The 15,712-nt window shown below is 73.0% G+C and carries 11 protein-coding genes; 4 read left to right on the forward strand and 7 right to left on the reverse strand.

Annotated elements, in window-relative coordinates; translation table 11 throughout:
- Positions 1-60: 60 nt before the first annotated feature.
- The 7 genes from BLW76_RS09700 to BLW76_RS09730 all read right to left on the reverse strand — a co-directional run bounded on the left by BLW76_RS09700 (position 61) and on the right by BLW76_RS09730 (position 10,991).
- The gene (locus tag BLW76_RS09700) at positions 61-1,152 is read right to left on the reverse strand and encodes a replication-relaxation family protein (protein WP_091305552.1); all 1,092 of its coding nucleotides are present in this window, start codon (positions 1,150-1,152) and stop codon (positions 61-63) included.
- A 127-nt stretch (positions 1,153-1,279) separates the two neighbouring features.
- Positions 1,280-3,850, reverse strand: a complete 2,571-nt coding sequence (locus BLW76_RS09705; RefSeq protein ID WP_091305554.1) for a type IV secretory system conjugative DNA transfer family protein — start codon at positions 3,848-3,850, stop codon at positions 1,280-1,282.
- 55 nt (positions 3,851-3,905) lie between these two features.
- Complete coding sequence (locus tag BLW76_RS09710) at positions 3,906-5,837, reverse strand: VirB4 family type IV secretion system protein (protein WP_091305556.1); 1,932 nt, start codon at positions 5,835-5,837, stop codon at positions 3,906-3,908.
- A gap of 4 nt (positions 5,838-5,841) precedes the next feature.
- Positions 5,842-7,110 (reverse strand): PrgI family protein, encoded by a 1,269-nt coding sequence (locus tag BLW76_RS09715; RefSeq protein ID WP_091305558.1) that lies wholly within the window; start codon positions 7,108-7,110, stop codon positions 5,842-5,844.
- Between the two features lie 10 nt (positions 7,111-7,120).
- Complete coding sequence (locus BLW76_RS09720; RefSeq protein ID WP_244170103.1) at positions 7,121-9,367, reverse strand: TrbL/VirB6 family protein; 2,247 nt, start codon at positions 9,365-9,367, stop codon at positions 7,121-7,123.
- 32 nt (positions 9,368-9,399) lie between these two features.
- On the reverse strand, positions 9,400-9,723 hold the full coding sequence (locus BLW76_RS09725; RefSeq protein ID WP_091305560.1) for a pilin: 324 nt from the start codon (positions 9,721-9,723) through the stop codon (positions 9,400-9,402).
- Between the two features lie 197 nt (positions 9,724-9,920).
- Positions 9,921-10,991, reverse strand: coding sequence for a hypothetical protein (locus BLW76_RS09730; RefSeq protein WP_091305562.1), 1,071 nt, complete (start codon positions 10,989-10,991; stop codon positions 9,921-9,923).
- Between the two features lie 538 nt (positions 10,992-11,529).
- Between BLW76_RS09730 and BLW76_RS09735 the strand changes: the two genes are divergently transcribed.
- The 4 genes from BLW76_RS09735 (at position 11,530) to BLW76_RS09750 (ending at position 15,681) form a co-directional block, all read left to right on the forward strand.
- Positions 11,530-12,639, forward strand: coding sequence for a hypothetical protein (locus BLW76_RS09735; protein WP_244170104.1), 1,110 nt, complete (start codon positions 11,530-11,532; stop codon positions 12,637-12,639).
- Positions 12,640-12,707: 68 nt separating this feature from the next.
- On the forward strand, positions 12,708-13,820 hold the full coding sequence (locus tag BLW76_RS09740; RefSeq protein WP_208613249.1) for a TRM11 family SAM-dependent methyltransferase: 1,113 nt from the start codon (positions 12,708-12,710) through the stop codon (positions 13,818-13,820).
- Positions 13,821-14,512: 692 nt separating this feature from the next.
- Positions 14,513-15,052, forward strand: coding sequence for a recombinase family protein (locus BLW76_RS09745; protein ID WP_167384532.1), 540 nt, complete (start codon positions 14,513-14,515; stop codon positions 15,050-15,052).
- 341 nt (positions 15,053-15,393) lie between these two features.
- Positions 15,394-15,681 carry a hypothetical protein gene (locus tag BLW76_RS09750; protein ID WP_091305567.1) on the forward strand — a complete coding sequence of 96 codons (288 nt, stop codon included), beginning with the start codon at positions 15,394-15,396 and terminating at the stop codon, positions 15,679-15,681.
- Positions 15,682-15,712 lie beyond the last annotated feature (31 nt).

Below are 15,712 nucleotides of genomic sequence, written 5' to 3' on the forward strand. Positions count from 1 at the left end.
GCGGATCTTGACGACAGAGCCCTCGCGGACGGGGCTGGTGTCCGTGAGCGGCAAAGGAGGTCAGTGGTCGCCGCGGGCGATGCGGTTGGGGGTGGCTCGCGGCGGGATCGGGCTCGGTGGCGGGAGCCGGTAGGGCGCGGCCGCCGGCGCATCGCCGCCGTCGCCCGCGGCCGGGTCGGCGGCGTCGGCGGGCGGTGCGAGGCCGGGCCAGGCGTCGGTCAGCTCGGCGAGGTGGTAGCGGGGCCCCGTGGCTCTGGTGGTGCGGGACGAGGTGAGGGGCAGCCATACCGGCTCGGCGGGACTCGGATAGGGCGCGGTCGGGTCGAGCAGGTCGGCTGCCGCGGTGGCCACCGGGACGGTGTGCGGGGCGTCGAGCTGGGCGTGGACGCGGGCCAGGGCGGTGCGGGCTCCGGCTTCGCGGCGGCTGGTGGGCAGCCACACCAGCACCGGGGTGGCGATCCCGGTCGACTCGGCGAGCCGGGCGTAACCGGCGAGCTTGCGTCCGACCTTGGTCAGGGATTCGGTGCCGGTGTCGAACTCGAGAAACCACTCCACCTCACGGTCGGGGCTGCCGGCGTGGGTGGCGGTGTGCCAGCGGCCGTAGCCGTCGGGGATGACGAGGTCCCCGAAATGCCGGGCGCAGCGGGCCTCCGACCACCACACCACCAGTCGCTCGGCGATGCGGATATGTCGGCTGTGGGCGATGAGGGAGGTGAAGAAGTCGTTGACCCCGATGGTGTGGGCGAGGCGCTGGTTGTGGGCGATGGCCATGGCGCGGTCGTGGCGGTAGCCGAGGTCTTTGACCTCGAGGCCGTGCTCGGCGGCGAGGACGGCGGCGCCGGCGGGGCCGAGGACGTAGTGCATGGGGGCGGAGCCGAGCTGCTGGAACGGCTGGAACCGCGACACAGCGCGCCAGAGGTAGAGGTCGCGCAGGCGCTGGCGGGCCGAGCGGTCCGACGGGAACGCAGCGTCCTGGATCTGGACGGTGGTCAGGACCCGGTGTTCGTGCAGCAGCGCGAGCAGCCACTTGTCCCGGGCGGTGAGGCGGGAGGCGAGCATGGCCTGGTGCTCGACCGAGCCGGCGGCCCGCGCGGTCGGGCGGCCGGGCAGCGGGCCACGCATCGCCTTCTGGCGCAAGATACGGGTGATCAACGCGTTCTCCTCAAGATGTCAACAGGGTGTGGATAACTGCTGTGGGCAGCTCCATCTCGGCCCGGCACGACTTGGCGGTTGCGGCAATTCCGTTGTGGCAGCGAGGGAGTGCCGGGTTCTGCGGTGGCTAGGGGCGGCTGCGGCGCGGGTCGGTCTTGGGTGGCCGGGTCGGCGGAACCCGCCGCCCGGTCGGCCTGGACCGTGTCTGCGCGGCTGCCGCGGCCGTACTGGTTGTGATGTGACCGGCGTTGCTCGTGGTGCTGTGTGCGCGACGTCGGGCGCGGAGCACCGCGCGGATTTCCCGGGCCCGGCCGGGGATCGGGGCCGGGAGTGGGGTGGTGGTCATGGTGAAGGGCTCGGTTTCCTCGCCGTGCACGACCAAGCGGGTGGCGGTGTGGTAGACGCCGAGATGGGACAGGTCATGGTCCGAGAGCCGAGGTGCCGTGTGGCGGGCGAGCTCGCGGGCGTCCTCGGGGCTGGCGGAGAAGAAGATCTTGCTGCGGGCGTTGGTGGAGATGCCTTCCTTCAGTTCGCGGGACAGCTGCCCGAGGTGCTGGTGGGCCAAGGTCATCGACAGCCGGAAACCGCGGGCTTCGGCGAGCATGTCTTCGAGCGGATAGGGGAGGTTGAGGAAGTTGTGGCATTCGTCGACCACCAGGCTCGCGTCGGGACGCAGCCGCTGGGGGACACGGGCGCGGGCGGTGGTGGCCTGCCATGTGCGGGCCACCACGAGGGACCCGACCAGCCGGGTGGTCTCCTCCCCGAGGGAGCCTTTGGGGATGCGCACCAGGCAGATGCCGCCTTCGTCGAGCACCTGCCCCATGTCCACCGTGGAGTGTCCGCCGGCGATGGCTTCCTTCACGAAAGGGCGCAGCAGAAACGCCCGGAGCTTGTTCATCAGCGGCGAGATCACCTGGGAGCGGGAGCTGTCGGTGAGGTCGTCGTACCACTCCCAGAACCCGGTCAGCACGGGATCGGTCAGGCCGGCCGTGATGCGGGACCGGAACGCCTCACTGGTCAGCAGCTTCGGCAGATCGGCCAGGGTGGGCACGCCTTCCTGGGCCCGCAGCGTCAGGCACGCGGCGCGCATCAGGTCGTCGGTGCGCGGCCCCCAGAACGCCGAATAGACGCGGCGGAAGACGGAGACGAGGTTGTCTACCTCACGGTCGGTTTCCCCGCCCTCCAAGGGGTTGAGGATGGGTGGGCGGTGCAGGGAGTCGGCGTCGAAGAGCACCACCCGCTCCGCGGCCGAGCGGGGGAGCCGGTTGAGGACGTCGGTGACCAGATCACCTTTCGGGTCGATCAGCACAACACCCCGGTTACGCTCCGCGTCGTCGAGGATCATGGTGCCCAGCAGGGTCGACTTGCCGCTGCCGGTGGCGCCGAGCACGTGCAGGTGATGCCGGGCGTCGGCCACCTGCAGCCCGACCGGGCGGGCATGTCCGGTGTCGGCCTGCCCTAGGGGTTTGACCTGCGGGCCGGGTGTCGCGACCCCGGGTGGCGGGGCGACGGCTTTGGCTCCGGCGCGTTCGACGCCGGGGATCTCCGGGTCGGTCGGCAGGTGCGCGATCGCCGCGAGCTCGGGCACCGAGAGCAGGTCACCGCGGTCCAGGTGCCGTTGGGCGAGGGCTCGGGTGGGGTGGCGCAGCCGGGTGCGGGTGTAGTGGTTGTGGTCGGTGTAGGCGGCGAACGCGGCCGCCAGCGCGTGTGCGCGGCCGCGTGCGGTGTCGCGGGCCTGGCGGGCCAGGTCGGTGCCGGTGTCGGCGGGCAGGTCGGTCGCGACGGCGTAGCGGATGAGGGTCTCGTACTGGGAGCCGCGCTGTTTGCCGACGATGGCCTTGTTCTGCGCGGAGTATTCCAGCGACAGCTGCGGGTCCTGGCTGATCCGCCGTGCGTCGGCGGTCTGTCCCGAGCGGGTCGCGTGGGCACCGGGGGTGATCAGATCGAGGATCCGGCCACCCAGGCGACGGGAGGAGCCGTGGTGGATGCGGCGGGCGGCACGGCGAGCTCGGGCGACGCGGCGGCCGGTGACCGGGCGAGCGAGGACCTGGACGCAGGCGTACTCGTCGCGGCCGAGCCCCACCGGGGCGCCGAGCAGCCCGCGGATCGGGTCGGCGTCGAAGCCGGTCCGCAGCGGCAGCGCCTCGGGCCGGGCCAGCCGTAGTTGCCCGCCGACGGTGATCCGCCGGCGCCCGGCCTGCAGGGCGGGGAAGGGTGCGATGGCGGGGTGGGTGCGGGTGTGTGAGCCGGGCCAGGCCGCCTCGACGGCCCGTTCGACCAAACTGGGCGGGATGACACCAGGGACCCAGAACTGCACGGTGACGCCGTGCTCGCCGAACACGTACTCCATCGCCAGATGCGGCTGCCCGGCGAAGAAGCGTCGCCAGGAGGGGCGCAAGAGCCCGACGAGGTTGGACCAGACCGCAGCCCCGCCGGCCGGATCGACCACCGGCGGGGCGAGCACGGTGATCCGCCGGGCATCGGCCAGCAGCCCGGCGTGTCGGCGCATCCGCCACCAGCGGCGGAGGGCGACCCAGCAGGCGAGGGCGAGGGGCACGGCGGGGACCACGACAGGCCCCCAGGTTTGGGCCCAGTCCCGCAGTGCGGCGAGCAGGGCGGTGATGGTGCTGCCGGGGTCGCGCAGGTAGTCACCCACCCAGCCCGCGGGCACCGCGACTCCGGCGGTGTGCATGGTCATGGCGAAACTCCCTTACGGGCAACAGGTTTTCGGGTAGCGGAGCTGTGGCGTGGTGTCAGCCTGGGTCGAGATCGACCTGTCCGACGTCACCGAACCCGGGGGCATCGAGGTCCGCATCCGTGTCCGTTGCGGACGGTTGTGTGGGGTCGAGGTGCCCGAGGTCGATGTAGGCGTCGGCGAGGCCACCCTCGACGATGTCCGGATCGTCTGCGGCGAACCGGGCGAGCTCGGCCGGGTCGGTCGTGACCAGAAAGTTCTCCGCGGGCGAGGCGAGCGACTGGAACGCCACCCGCTGCGCGCCCGCCGCGAGCAGGCCTTGGCCGCGGTCGGCGGAGAGCAGGAACTGCCGTTCCCCGGCGGAGAGGGCGAACGATGCGGAGATCTCGTCGATGGCCTGGGGTGCCTGGCGCATCAGGATCTGGGTGGCGGCGTTGGCGACGATGGCTTTGCCGAGGTCGCTGCCGAGCACGTCGCCGGCGTCCTGGCTGGCGACGGTCAGGCCGCCCCAGTGTTTGCGCAGCGCCTTGGCCATCCGGAACAGGTAGCGGGCGCCGTCGGGCAGTTGCATCAGCAGCCACGCCTCGTCGACGACCACCAGCCGGGGCCGCCGGTGGGCGGGGTTGGAGACCCGCTGCCACACCGCATCGAGGACGAGCAGCGTCCCGGCCGCGCGGAGTTCGTCGGGCAGGTCGCGCAGCGAGAACACCACCAGGTGCCCGTCCGGGGCGGCGGAGGTGGGGCCGGTGAAGGGATCGCTGAAGGCGCCGTCGACGAACGGGTGCAACCGCGCGGCCAGGTCCGCCGCGATCGCGTCGCCTTGGTCGCCGGAGCCAGCGAGGACGTCACGTAGGTCGGCCAGCAGCGGGGCCGGGCGGGTCCAGGTCCGCGGGTCGGCGGTGATCCCGGCACGGGCGTAGGTGGCGGTGATTGCTGTGTCGAGCACCGTCCGTTCGGCCGGGCTGATGGCGGTGCCGAACAGGACGGCGAGGACGGTGTGCAGGAACAGGGAGCGCCGGGCCAGGGCGTCCTGGGGGGCGGTGCGCCGTCCGTCGGGGGTGGTGTGGATGGGCAGGTCGAACGGGTTGAGCCGGACTCCGTTTGCGCCGAGGTGCAGGTAGGTGCCGCCGACCTGGGCGGCGAGGCGGGCGTATTCGTCTTCGGGGTCGATGACGAACGCCTGCACTCCGGTGTAGAGGCTGCGCAGGGTCTCGAGTTTGACCAGGTAGCTTTTGCCGGATCCGGAGCGGCCGAGGACGACGGAGTTGTAGTTGTCGCAGGCGAATCGGTCCCAGTGCACCAGCCCCGACGAGCCGACGTTGTAGCCGTAGAGCACGCCTGAGGGCGCTGTGGTGGTGGGGTCGGTCGGTGGGAGGTCGGGGGAGGTGAACGGGTAGGACGCGGCGACGGCGGGAGTGTCGAAGGTTCTCCTCAGGCCGAGGGTGTCCAGCCCGAGCGGCAGGGTGGAGACCCAGCCCTGCAGCGCCCGGTAGGTGGCGGGTTTCGCATCGAGCAGCAGCGACGCGCACAGCGTGCGCAGCGCGGAGACTTCCTCGGCCAGCGACGCTTCGTCGGGGGCGTGGACGGTGAGGTACAGCCCGAACTGGAAGAGGCGTCCCTCGCCGCGGGCGATGCGCCGGGACAGCTCGGCGGCGTCCTCGGCGGCGGCGTCGAGGTCGGGGTCGTCGAGCCGGTCGTGGCGGGCGTTGTACCGGCGGGAGGACTCGAGACGGCCGCGCTGGCGGCGTAGCCCGCTGGCCGCGGTGGCCGGGTCGACCGGCTGGACGTGCACTGACACGTCGAGGCGGGCCGGGTAGGTCAGCAGCGGTGCGAGCCATCCGGGATAGACCTCCTGGGGATAGCCGGTGATCCCGAAGGAGGCGACGAACTCGTTGCCGACTTCCAGATGCCGGGCCGAGACCGACAGCGAGTCGGGGGTGAACGCGCCCGCCGACCCGCGGTGCGGGCGGTGGTGCCTGGTGCGAGCCATGGGTTTACCTGCTCTCGATCTCGTCGTCGTAGTCGAAGTCGTCCTCGTCGGACAGCCACGGACCCGATCGCGTCGCCGGCGACGGCATTGGGCGCGAGCGGGCCGTGCGCTCCGGCGCAGCCGGCGCAGCGGACGAGGCATGGCGCTGCGGGTCCCGGCGTGCGGACTGCGGCACCGGGTCAGTGGTGTCCTGGTCGGGGCCATAGAGGTCGGTAAACGTGGTTGTGCTCGTGACGACGTCGTCGGAGGAGGCCAGCTGCGCGGAGGGCGGCAGGAACGTGTCCGGGTTGCAGGCCGAGGCGAGCACGCCGGTCGCGGCGCCGGCGTCCAGCGGGGTGAGGACGATCCCGGCGGAGGACAGCAGGTCGGTGGCTTCGTCGAGGCGGCGCACCAGCCGCTGCTCGGCCGCCTCTCGCACCCGGCCATCCACCAGCTGCTCGTCGCGCTGCCGCCAGCGCAGCATGCTCGAGGCCCTCGGCGCGGACGAGGGGCGCAGCGGCTCGCGCAGCACGAGCAGCACCTGCCGGCGCAGCAGGTCGGCGTGGGCGGTGAGCTCGGCGAGGTAGTCGGCGTGATCGAGCGCGGCAGCCTCCAGCGCCGGGTGCGGCAGCCCGGGCGCCCGGGCCCGCAGCTGCGCGATCTGCGGGGCGAGGTCGAGGCGTTCGGCGCGCACCAGGATCTGCACCGGCGCGGTCAGGCTGTGCAGGTAGCGGGCGAAGGAGGCAACCAGGGCCTCCTGCTCACCCGGCGTCCGCAGGGAGAAGTTCACCGTGGAGCACGCCGCGATGAGGGCGAGCCCGTCGCCGCTGAGGTCGACGACTCCGGCCCGCGCGCCGGTGTCGGCGACGCCGCTGGCGGGCAGTTCCAGCGCCACCGGCGACACCGATGCCGCGCCAGCCGAGACCGGGTGCCGTCCGCGGTCCCGGGTTCGGGATACCGGTTGCTGCGCGGTCAGCCAGGCGGGCGCCGGGCCCACGCCCTCAGGCGCGGCGACGCGATGCCGCGGGGACAGGTGCTGGCGGATCGCGGCGAGCACGAGCCGGTCCAACGGGACCCCATCCCGCTGCCCGAGGGCCAGCACGGCGACCGCGATCCCGACCGGCACCGCGACGATTAGGAACACCGGCAGCGGCAGCCACGCGCGAGTCAATGAGTACAGGCCAGACAGGAGGAGGCCGGCGACGCCGAGGATCCCCAGTTGGCGGGCGGTCAGCGGCCCCAGCACGCGGTCGGGGCGGTTGACGTCGGCGGGCACACGCACAGGACGGGACACGACAAGGTCCTCATTTCTTCTTCGGGGCAGGGGCGCGGCGGGGCCGTTTCGGCAGATCCAGCGGCAGCGGTAGCTGCACCCCGACCCGCCGCGGTTGTGCCGCCGGAGGCGGTGTGGCGGTGTGCTCGGGCGGCGGTGCCGGTTTGGGTTGGCGTCGGACACCCAGCGGCAGCGGGTACTGGCCGGAGGCGAGTGGCCGGTTGCCGGTGTAGGCGTCGCGGGGGCGGCGGCGCGGGGCCCGGGCGGCGCGGTTGATCTGCCCGGACGGGGTGATCAACCCGGGCCCGGTCTGGCGTACCGGCGGTGGTGCGGCGGTGTCGGCGAGGGTGTGCCGGGGCGGGCGTGCCGCGGCGGGGCGCAGGTGGATCGGCAGCATCCCGGTTTCGGGTGCGATCAGCGCGTTCGGCAGCGACGCGGGTGGCCGGGCGTTGCGGTTGATCCGCCCGTCGGGGGTGAGCAGCCCGGTCTGGTGCACCGGCGGCGGGGCCGGTGGCCGGTCGGCGAGGTCGTCGGCCAGCGACCGGCGCCCGACCAGGTCCGGCGCGTGGCGGGTGGTGATCGGCAGTCCGAGCTGATCACGAGGGAGCGCATTCGGCAGCGTCCTCGGCGGCAGCGCCCGCGGGTTCGGGGCCACGCGGCGCCGCTCGCCCGACCCGGCGGCGGTGAACAGTGGCAGCTGCCCCGGACCGGGCCCGCGGTCGGTGAGCGGGTCGGTGGGGGCGAGGTCGCCCAGCCGCGGCGACCGAGGCGCGCCCGGACGTGTCCGGCGGACTCGCATCGGGAGCATGAACTGGCCGGTGCGGGTCGAGGGCGGATCCGCCGGCGGCGGGCCACCGGACGGGTCGCCGCGACCGTGCGGCCCGGTGTTGCGTCCTCGACTGCGGCCGCGGAGGGCGGCGGTGGCGCCGCTGAGCAGCCCCATCGTCTTATAGGCGAGCACGCCGCGCACGATCCGCCCGAGCAGCGAGGGCCGTCCGGAGCGCAGCGGGGCGAGGAACCAGAACGGGATCTTGATCAGCACGTAGAGCAGCGCGATGCACAGCAGCACGTTCATCAGCGCTGAGGGCGTCGGGCCGAGGACGGTGAACCCGCCGGGGGCGAAGAAGATCCTCACCGTGACCACCAGCGTCAGCGACTGGCCGACCTGGATCGCCAGCACTCCGCCGTAGCCCTTCCACCACCAGATGGCGACGCCTTCGGTGTGCGGGAGGGCGTGGAACATCAGCGCGATCGGCGCGGCGGCGATCAGCAGGACCGTCACGATGACCCGCACGACGAACACCACGAGCAGCACCAGCAGCAGTGCCACCAGCACCAGGCCGAGCACGCCGAGGAACAGGCCGCCGCCGTGCAGCGACCCCTGCACCATGGTGACCAGGCTGCGGGTCATCGCGGCCGGATCGACGCCGTCGCCGAGCACCGCCGCCGAGAGCGCGTTGGCGATCTGGATGCCCTTGGTGGCCAGGAACAGCGACAGCGTCCCGGCCAGGAACCCGACCACCAGCCGGGGGGCGAGTTCCTTGACGGTGTAGCGGGTCTGCAGGGTCTGGTAGGCCATGATGATCAGCCCGGCCAGCAGCACCAGGACCACGTAGGCGGTGAGCAGGATGTGCCACGACCCGGTCCACGCCGCGCCGAGCCCGGGCAGCTGATCCGGCTCCGGGGTGGTGAGCAAGGTCTTGCCCAGCAGGTCCAGCAGTGGATTCAGCCCGGCCGCCACGACCGCGGCGAACATCGCGCTCGCGGCGACCACCATGCAGCCGGTGAGGTCGGTCAGTCCGCACTCCGCGGCGTCGCCTCCCGGCCCATTGGGTATAGGCGCCGGGGGTGGGGTGCTGGGGGCGAGGGTCGAGGGCTGGGGAATGCAGTCCGGTCCCGTGCACGGTCCATCGAGGGAGGGGGCGCAGCCGGGCAGCACCGAGCCGGGGAAGCACGACGGTCCGGGGCCGGGCAGCGTGGTGATCGGCGGCAGCGGCGTCGCCGGGATCGTCCGGGGCGGGCTCGCGGTGGGCAGGTGGCAGGCCGGTTCCGGTGAGCCGGACGCGCAGCTCGGGTTGGGCGGCAACGGCAGCGGCGGCACCTGCTGTGGCGCGAGCCGGCCAGACTGCGCCGCCGGTGCCGGTGCCGGCGCGGGTGCGGCGTTGGCCGTGGCGAGCGCGCCGAGGGCCGCCGCCAGCAGCACGCCCAGAACGACGAGGATCCGCCGCCGCCGCGGCGGCCGGGCGGTACGGCGGGTGTCCTCGCCCGGAGCGACCATGCGGCGGTTCGGTGAGATAGGAGCGGCCACGGCTACAGCCCGCCCACGAGGTTCTTGAGGATCTCGACGACCAGCGGCGCCAGCGCCGCCAGGCCGAACCCGATCCCCGCCGCCTTGAGCGCACCTTTGGCCTTCTCGACTTCGCCGGGGTTGTCGCCGGCCATCAGGTAGCGCAGCCCGCCGATGGTGAGGAACACCAACGCGACCCCGGCGAGGATGCCCATGATCCAGTTGCGGATGTTGGTCAGAACCTGATCCACGGTCTGAGCGAGCGCGACGTAGGTCACCGTGTCCGCGTGCGCTGCCGACCCGGACAGCAGCAGCGCCGCGGCGGCCAGGATGAGGCTGAGCAACACCGCCGAGCGGCGCCGCCGCCGGCGCGATGACGACCGACCCGTCGGGCACGTCCTCGGCGTGCGTGGCTGGTGGCGAGGCGCGGGCGCCGGGGCGGCGGTGGCCGAACTCGGACGCCCGTCTCGACGCGCCGGCGGGCGGATCGCACGAGGGCAGCGGCGGGTGGCGCGGATGCGGCCGCGACCAGTGATCAGTCCCATCACGCAGCCCCCCGAGCAGAGCCCGGCACGGCCGCGAGACGGTGCGGTCCGGGGAGATCGGGCGTGCATGGGCCGCGGTCGTCGACTCCGGATTCGGGGGTGTCCACCGACGCCGGGCGACGCAAGTTCTGCGCCGGCCCCGGACTCCGTCGTGTAACGCTGCGTAGCTGGGATGCGGTGGGTGTGGCCGAGGCGCAGCGCGGGATTTCTGCTCCGGGAGTACCTCGCCGGAACCCCGCGGCGGTCTCTGGGGTCAGGTGTGCGGCGAGGCGGGACTCGGCGCGCCGACGGGTCTTCCTGGCCGCCTCGTAGGTCTGCCCGCGCGCCTGCGCAGCCTCGGCCAGCGACAGGTCACCGAAGCGGGTCGCGCCGATCAACGTGGCCTCGCCGGCGGAGATCACGCCCGCATCGGCCGCGGCGAGCAGCAGCGCGAGCTCGGGATGCCCGCTCGGCTGAGGCGGCGGGCACGAGCGGAAGCCAGACCGGGGAACGGTCAATGCGGCCAGGACCCCTTGCACGTCCTCGTCGCACGGGTCACCGACCGGTGCCGCGGCATGCAGCGCCTCGCGCACCGCGGCATACCCGGACCGGAAGGCGCTCCACCGCAGGCGCACCACGATCATCGGACGATCCAGATCGACGGTCGCGAGTGCCTCGAGGAAGCCGGTCAAGACGGCGGCGTGGACGTCGTGAACGTCGTCGCGGGTCAGCGCGGCCAGGCTCGCGGCGACCCGCACCAGCCACGGCAGGGCCAGCCCGACACACGCGACCGTCCACTTCGCGCCATCGGCGCGGGATCGGGTGACGAGCGCGGCCCAGGCGGCATCCCGGGTGGGTTGGGCACGGTCCTGATCCAGCAGCAGCGTGCCGAGCTCATCCAACGGCACGGGCCGCGCCGGCAGGCCCGGGATCGGGCGGCAGTCGAGGGCGACCGGATCCGGTCCGGTGACCAGCCACTCGAACGCCATGCGAGCCGTGTCAAAAACCCCAGGCTCGGTGACATGGACCGCGGAACGGCGCACAAAAAAACCGCTCAAGCCGGGATCGTTCTCCGGCGACGACACAGCCATGGCTGAATCTCCTAAGACGTGAAGGCAACGTCGAAAGGAAGCCATTCAGGGCGCCTCAAAAGCGCCTCAAAGCCGCCTCAAAGCCGCCTCAAAACCGTGTCAAGAACGCATCAAAACCGCCTCAAACCACCGGTATGTGAAGGCGCAACCATTTGTCGAAGGGGTGCATGGGAACACTGCGCTCCTGCCGGGCGAGGTGGACGTGAAACGGTACGCCACCTGCGGTGATGATCTCTTGATGCGGTCGCGGCGAGTGGTAGCGCCTCAAGCACGTTCAGTCGCCTTGAGGCTGAGGTGCGTGTGCTCGGCGCTCGTTCGAGAAATTATCGAGATTCATCACGTGGCCTGCCGGGTGTCGTGTTCCCGGGAGTCAACTGATCCGCTGAAGCTCAATTGGGGTGGCGTGAGCCCGGCTGGGCAGATTTCTACTTTTTTTGCGATCCGGTGTCCTATCGAGGCCGTTTTTCCGGAACTAGTAAGTGACAGCACCACTAGCCCGCCGGGACGTCCCGGCGGCCCCTGGCACCGGAGGCCATTCATGACACAGCGCCCGCCGTCCCCGGACGGCCGTCCCCGCCGCCGCGAGGACTCGACCCGCCCGCCGCGCACCCGGCGCGGGGGCGAGCTCGCCCCCTACCCCGGCGCCCGCTCCCGCACCACCACGGGCGCTCACGGCACCCGTGCTGCCTCGCGGCCGGAAGGCACGCCGCCACGGTCGCGCCGACGCACGAGCACCGCGTCGCCGGAGCCGACTCCGGCGACGGTGTGGACGTGCGGACCCGACCCGATCGACGCGCACGAGACGTGGCCGGTGCCGATCGTGGAGCGCATCACGACCGCGTTCACCGCACCCGGCGCGCACGTCGTCCTGATCGATGTCGGTACCGACGCGGCGGCGACCACGACGGCCGCTACTGCGGGCGCCACGACGGCCGCTACCGCGGGCGCCATGGCGACCGGCGCGGTGGTCCCGGAAGCAGTGCAGGAGGCGGTCCGCGCGCTCGGCCGCACCGTCACCGCGACCGTTGTGGACACACCCGCCGACGCTTCCGGTTCGCCCGTCCGACCGTTCTGGGCCGACCTTGTCCTCGACGCCGCGACACCCGCGCCGGCACCCGCCGCGCCGACGACGCGCCCGGCGCACGGCGCCGCCGGCAGCGGAGGCGGCGCGCCGGGTTCGTCACCGGCGGAGCGCGCGGATCTGGTGCTCGTCGCGTTGCCCGCGCACGCCGCCGAGCAGGTGTCGCTCGACCGGCTCGCACTGCGGGCGGCGGGCCTGCTGCGCTACGGCGGCATCTTCGCGGTGTATACGCACAGTGACTGGAACGAGGGGCGGTTGGTCGACCCGACCGGCGCGGTCGTCGCGGCCGCGCAGCACGCCGATCTGCTCTATCTGCAGCACATCGTCGCGCTGCACACCCCAGTCCGCCACGGCCGTCTGCACGCCGCGCCGACCACGGCAGTGGTCGCCGAATACGACCGCACCGCACACCGCGCGACGGTCCGCGGGCTGCCCGCGCCGCACCGGCGCGCCCACAGCGACATCCAGGTCTTCGCCCAGCCCACCGACCTCGGCACGCCGCCCCCGGACACCGATGTCGCGGCCCTCACTCCCGACGACGAGCCCGGCTACGGAGACCTCCGGTGAGCACGCCGTCACCCCGATCGCCCGAGGCCGCCGCGGCCGTTCCCGCCTCGTCGAAAGGCAGCCCGCTCATGTCCCACCCACAGCCGTCCCACCCGAACCCCGACCCTGCATCTGGGCCTGTCGCCGGTGGTGGTGACGACCTCACGGTGCCGATTCCGGGTGCCCTCATCGACGCCCTGGACACCACGCCCCGCCCTGCGACGCGTGCGGCGACAAGCGCCGGGGCGAGCGTTCCGACCGACCCTGGCGCGGCGGACGATCCGGCGGCCGCGGGGGAGGTGCCGCTGTCGGTGTGGGTGACCGCGCAGACCTCGCCAGCGGCGCAGCGCAAGGGCCGCTACGTCGCCGACTCCACCGCGCACCCGGCCAAGATGCTCCCCGCGGTCGCCGCGCACGCCATCCGCCACTACACCCGTCCCGGAGACCTCGTCTTCGACCCGATGGCCGGCTCCGGCACCACCCTGGTCGAGGCGATCGACGCCGGGCGCCGCGCGGTCGGGGTGGAGTACGAACCGCACTGGGTCGACGTTGCCCGGGCGAACCTCGAGCTGGCCCGCGAACGCGGCCAAGACGTGGACGCCGAGATCGTGCCCGGCGACGCCCGCCAGCTGCCCCACCTGCTGCCCGCGAAGTACCGGGGGCAGGTCGCGCTGGTGGTCACCTCGCCGCCGTACGGGCCGTCGCTGCACGGGCAGGTCGTCACCGCGACGACGGATTCGCCGGACGGGAAGGTGCACAAGTACCACCACCGCTACGGCAACGCCCTCGACCGCGGCAACCTGGCCAACGTCGGCCACCACCGTCTGCTCGCGGGATTCACCCGCATCCTCACCGGCTGCGCCGCCGTGCTGCGCCCCGGCGGGCACGTCGCGATCACCGTGCGCCCGTGGCGCGAGCATTCCGAGCTGATCGACCTGCCCTCGCAGATCATCGCCTGCGGCCAAGCGGCCGGGCTGGTTCCGGTCGAGCGGTGCATCGCCTTGCTGGCCCGCGTCGCCGACGCCGGCCTCGTCGCGCGGGGTTCGTTCTTCCAGCGCGACTTCATCCGCAAGCAACGCGAGCAGGGCCTGCCGCTGCACTTGATCGCGCACGAAGACGTGGTTCTCCTGCGCCGTCCGCTGTTGCCCCAGAGTTCGGCGGCGACTGTGCGCGGCGGCCGTGGCCGCGGAGCGTCGGCATGAGTGCCCGCGTGCGATGCACCGCCTGCGGGTGGACCGTACACCGCCGCTGGCCAGATCGAGCGCGCCGCGCCGCCGACCGTCACCGCTGCGCGCCGCCCGGGCGGCCGGGGGCCGCAGCGCCCGGACGACGAGAGGTGCCGATGACTGCGCCGTCCCCGGTCGTTCGCCTCGGAGAGGGGCTCACCAGTGAGCGCACCTCGCCGTGACGATGTCACACGCGCGGCCGCCTCCGGCGCCGCCACGCATGTCGTGGCGACCACGGGCCCGGTCATGCCGAACGCAGACCGCGCACCACATGCCCGCCGCGTCGCACGCGGTCAACGGACGCTGGTGGACCGGGGCGACTACGCGGTCGCCGGGCATCGCTGGGAACTCGTCACCGGCCGCCCCCGCGTCCTACCCGCCGCGCGTGCCCGCCGCGCTCGCACTGGCTCGCGTCGCTGAACTCGCGGCGCTGCGGGTGCGGAGCCGACCCGCCACTGGCCCGTCCCGCAGCGCCGCACTCCACCCGCACTGCTCCACCCGGAAAGAGGGGTATTGCCATGCCCGCCCGCAGCACAACGCGTCGACTCAGCCGTCTGCGCCGCTGGGCCCGCGCCATCGGTCATCGCCTGACGGTGCGACACCAGCGGCCGCCGAACCGAGCCGGCACCCGCCGCACCCACAACCACGTCGGAGCGCCGCAGCACCCGGTGACACAGCGGTCCGCGGAGGCACTCGCGGCCCTGATCCGCGCCGGCTGGAACGTTCATCACCCGCCGTACGGCTACACCACCATGACCGTCGCCGAGCCGGCGCGCAGCCGCAGCGCCAGCCCCCGGACGCGCCTCACCCCGGACCCGCGCCGGGCACCGGTGGTACAGGCGATCTTCTATTGGCGCGCGGTCACCGGCCTGTCCGTCGAGCACATCACTGCCCGGCTCGACGCCGACCCCGACCGCTACCCGCCGCCCGGGACGCACACCTCGTGGCCGCCCGCCGCGGTCACCGCGATCATCACCAACATCAAGTACACCGGCTACCAGGCCACCGGAACCCGTGACGAGCACGGCGCCTTCCGCCCCGCCGCACACTGGGTGCTCTCCGACCAGCCCGCACACCGGGCCCTGATCACCCCTGCGTTGTTCTGGGCTGCTCAAAGCCCGGCGACCAGCGTCCGGCGCATCCCGCATCGCCTGCTCGCGCCGGCCCGCGACCACGCCCCCGGCCACGACGGGACGCAGACACCGTGACCACCACTGTGCGCGCGCCCGCCACTCGACGCGCCACCACATCGCGCCCGACCAACCCGTCGGGATCGGGGCGCCGTCCACACGCGACCCGGCGACCGACGCGGCCACGCCGCAAGCGCTACGCGGGCACAGCACACGGCCGCTACCTGAGTTTCGGCGCCGGGGGCCGCGCCGTCCGGCCAGTTGTCCCCGGCACCGGCCCTGACAGCGTCGCGCACCGGCCGTCGGCGGCGCCGACGACACCTGACACCAGAACCCTTGTCGATGCGCGGAAACGGCGTGCCCGAGAACGTGGTTCCGGTCTCCGTTCCGTCCGCATCGCCGAACGTGAGGACATCACCGTGCACGATCCCGACCGCCCGACGCCTGCCACACCCGACGCTGCGCCGTCCGACACCGCGCTGCCCGTCGCCGCCCGGGCGCGCACCGCCGAACAACTGCGTGCTCTGGGTGTCACCACCGACCTGATGACCGCCGCGAAGGTGCTTCGGGTCGCACGGACAGCGGCTTACACGGGCGCTCGTAACGGAACCTTTCCTGTTCCGGTGGTGCGGACCGGCCGCCGGTACCGGGTCGTCGTGGCCCGGCTGATCGAATTTCTCGGCCTGGACGAAGAGCCTCGTAGCTGACGCTTCCCCTCTGTACGTACCAGAGCGTCGA

The sequence above is a fragment of the Amycolatopsis tolypomycina genome (assembly GCF_900105945.1).
Lineage (GTDB): Bacteria > Actinomycetota > Actinomycetes > Mycobacteriales > Pseudonocardiaceae > Amycolatopsis > Amycolatopsis tolypomycina.

Bases quoted from the DNA above. Each gene is read 5' to 3' on its own strand.
- BLW76_RS09705 (WP_091305554.1), bottom strand. From the start codon at position 3,850: ATGACCATGCACACCGCCGGAGTCGCGGTGCCCGCGGGCTGGGTGGGT.
- BLW76_RS09710 (WP_091305556.1), bottom strand. From the start codon at position 5,837: ATGGCTCGCACCAGGCACCACCGCCCGCACCGCGGGTCGGCGGGCGCG.
- BLW76_RS09720 (WP_244170103.1), bottom strand. From the start codon at position 9,367: ATGGTCGCTCCGGGCGAGGACACCCGCCGTACCGCCCGGCCGCCGCGG.
- BLW76_RS09730 (WP_091305562.1), bottom strand. From the start codon at position 10,991: ATGGCTGTGTCGTCGCCGGAGAACGATCCCGGCTTGAGCGGTTTTTTT.
- BLW76_RS09735 (WP_244170104.1), top strand. From the start codon at position 11,530: ATGACACAGCGCCCGCCGTCCCCGGACGGCCGTCCCCGCCGCCGCGAG.
- BLW76_RS09740 (WP_208613249.1), top strand. From the start codon at position 12,708: ATGTCCCACCCACAGCCGTCCCACCCGAACCCCGACCCTGCATCTGGG.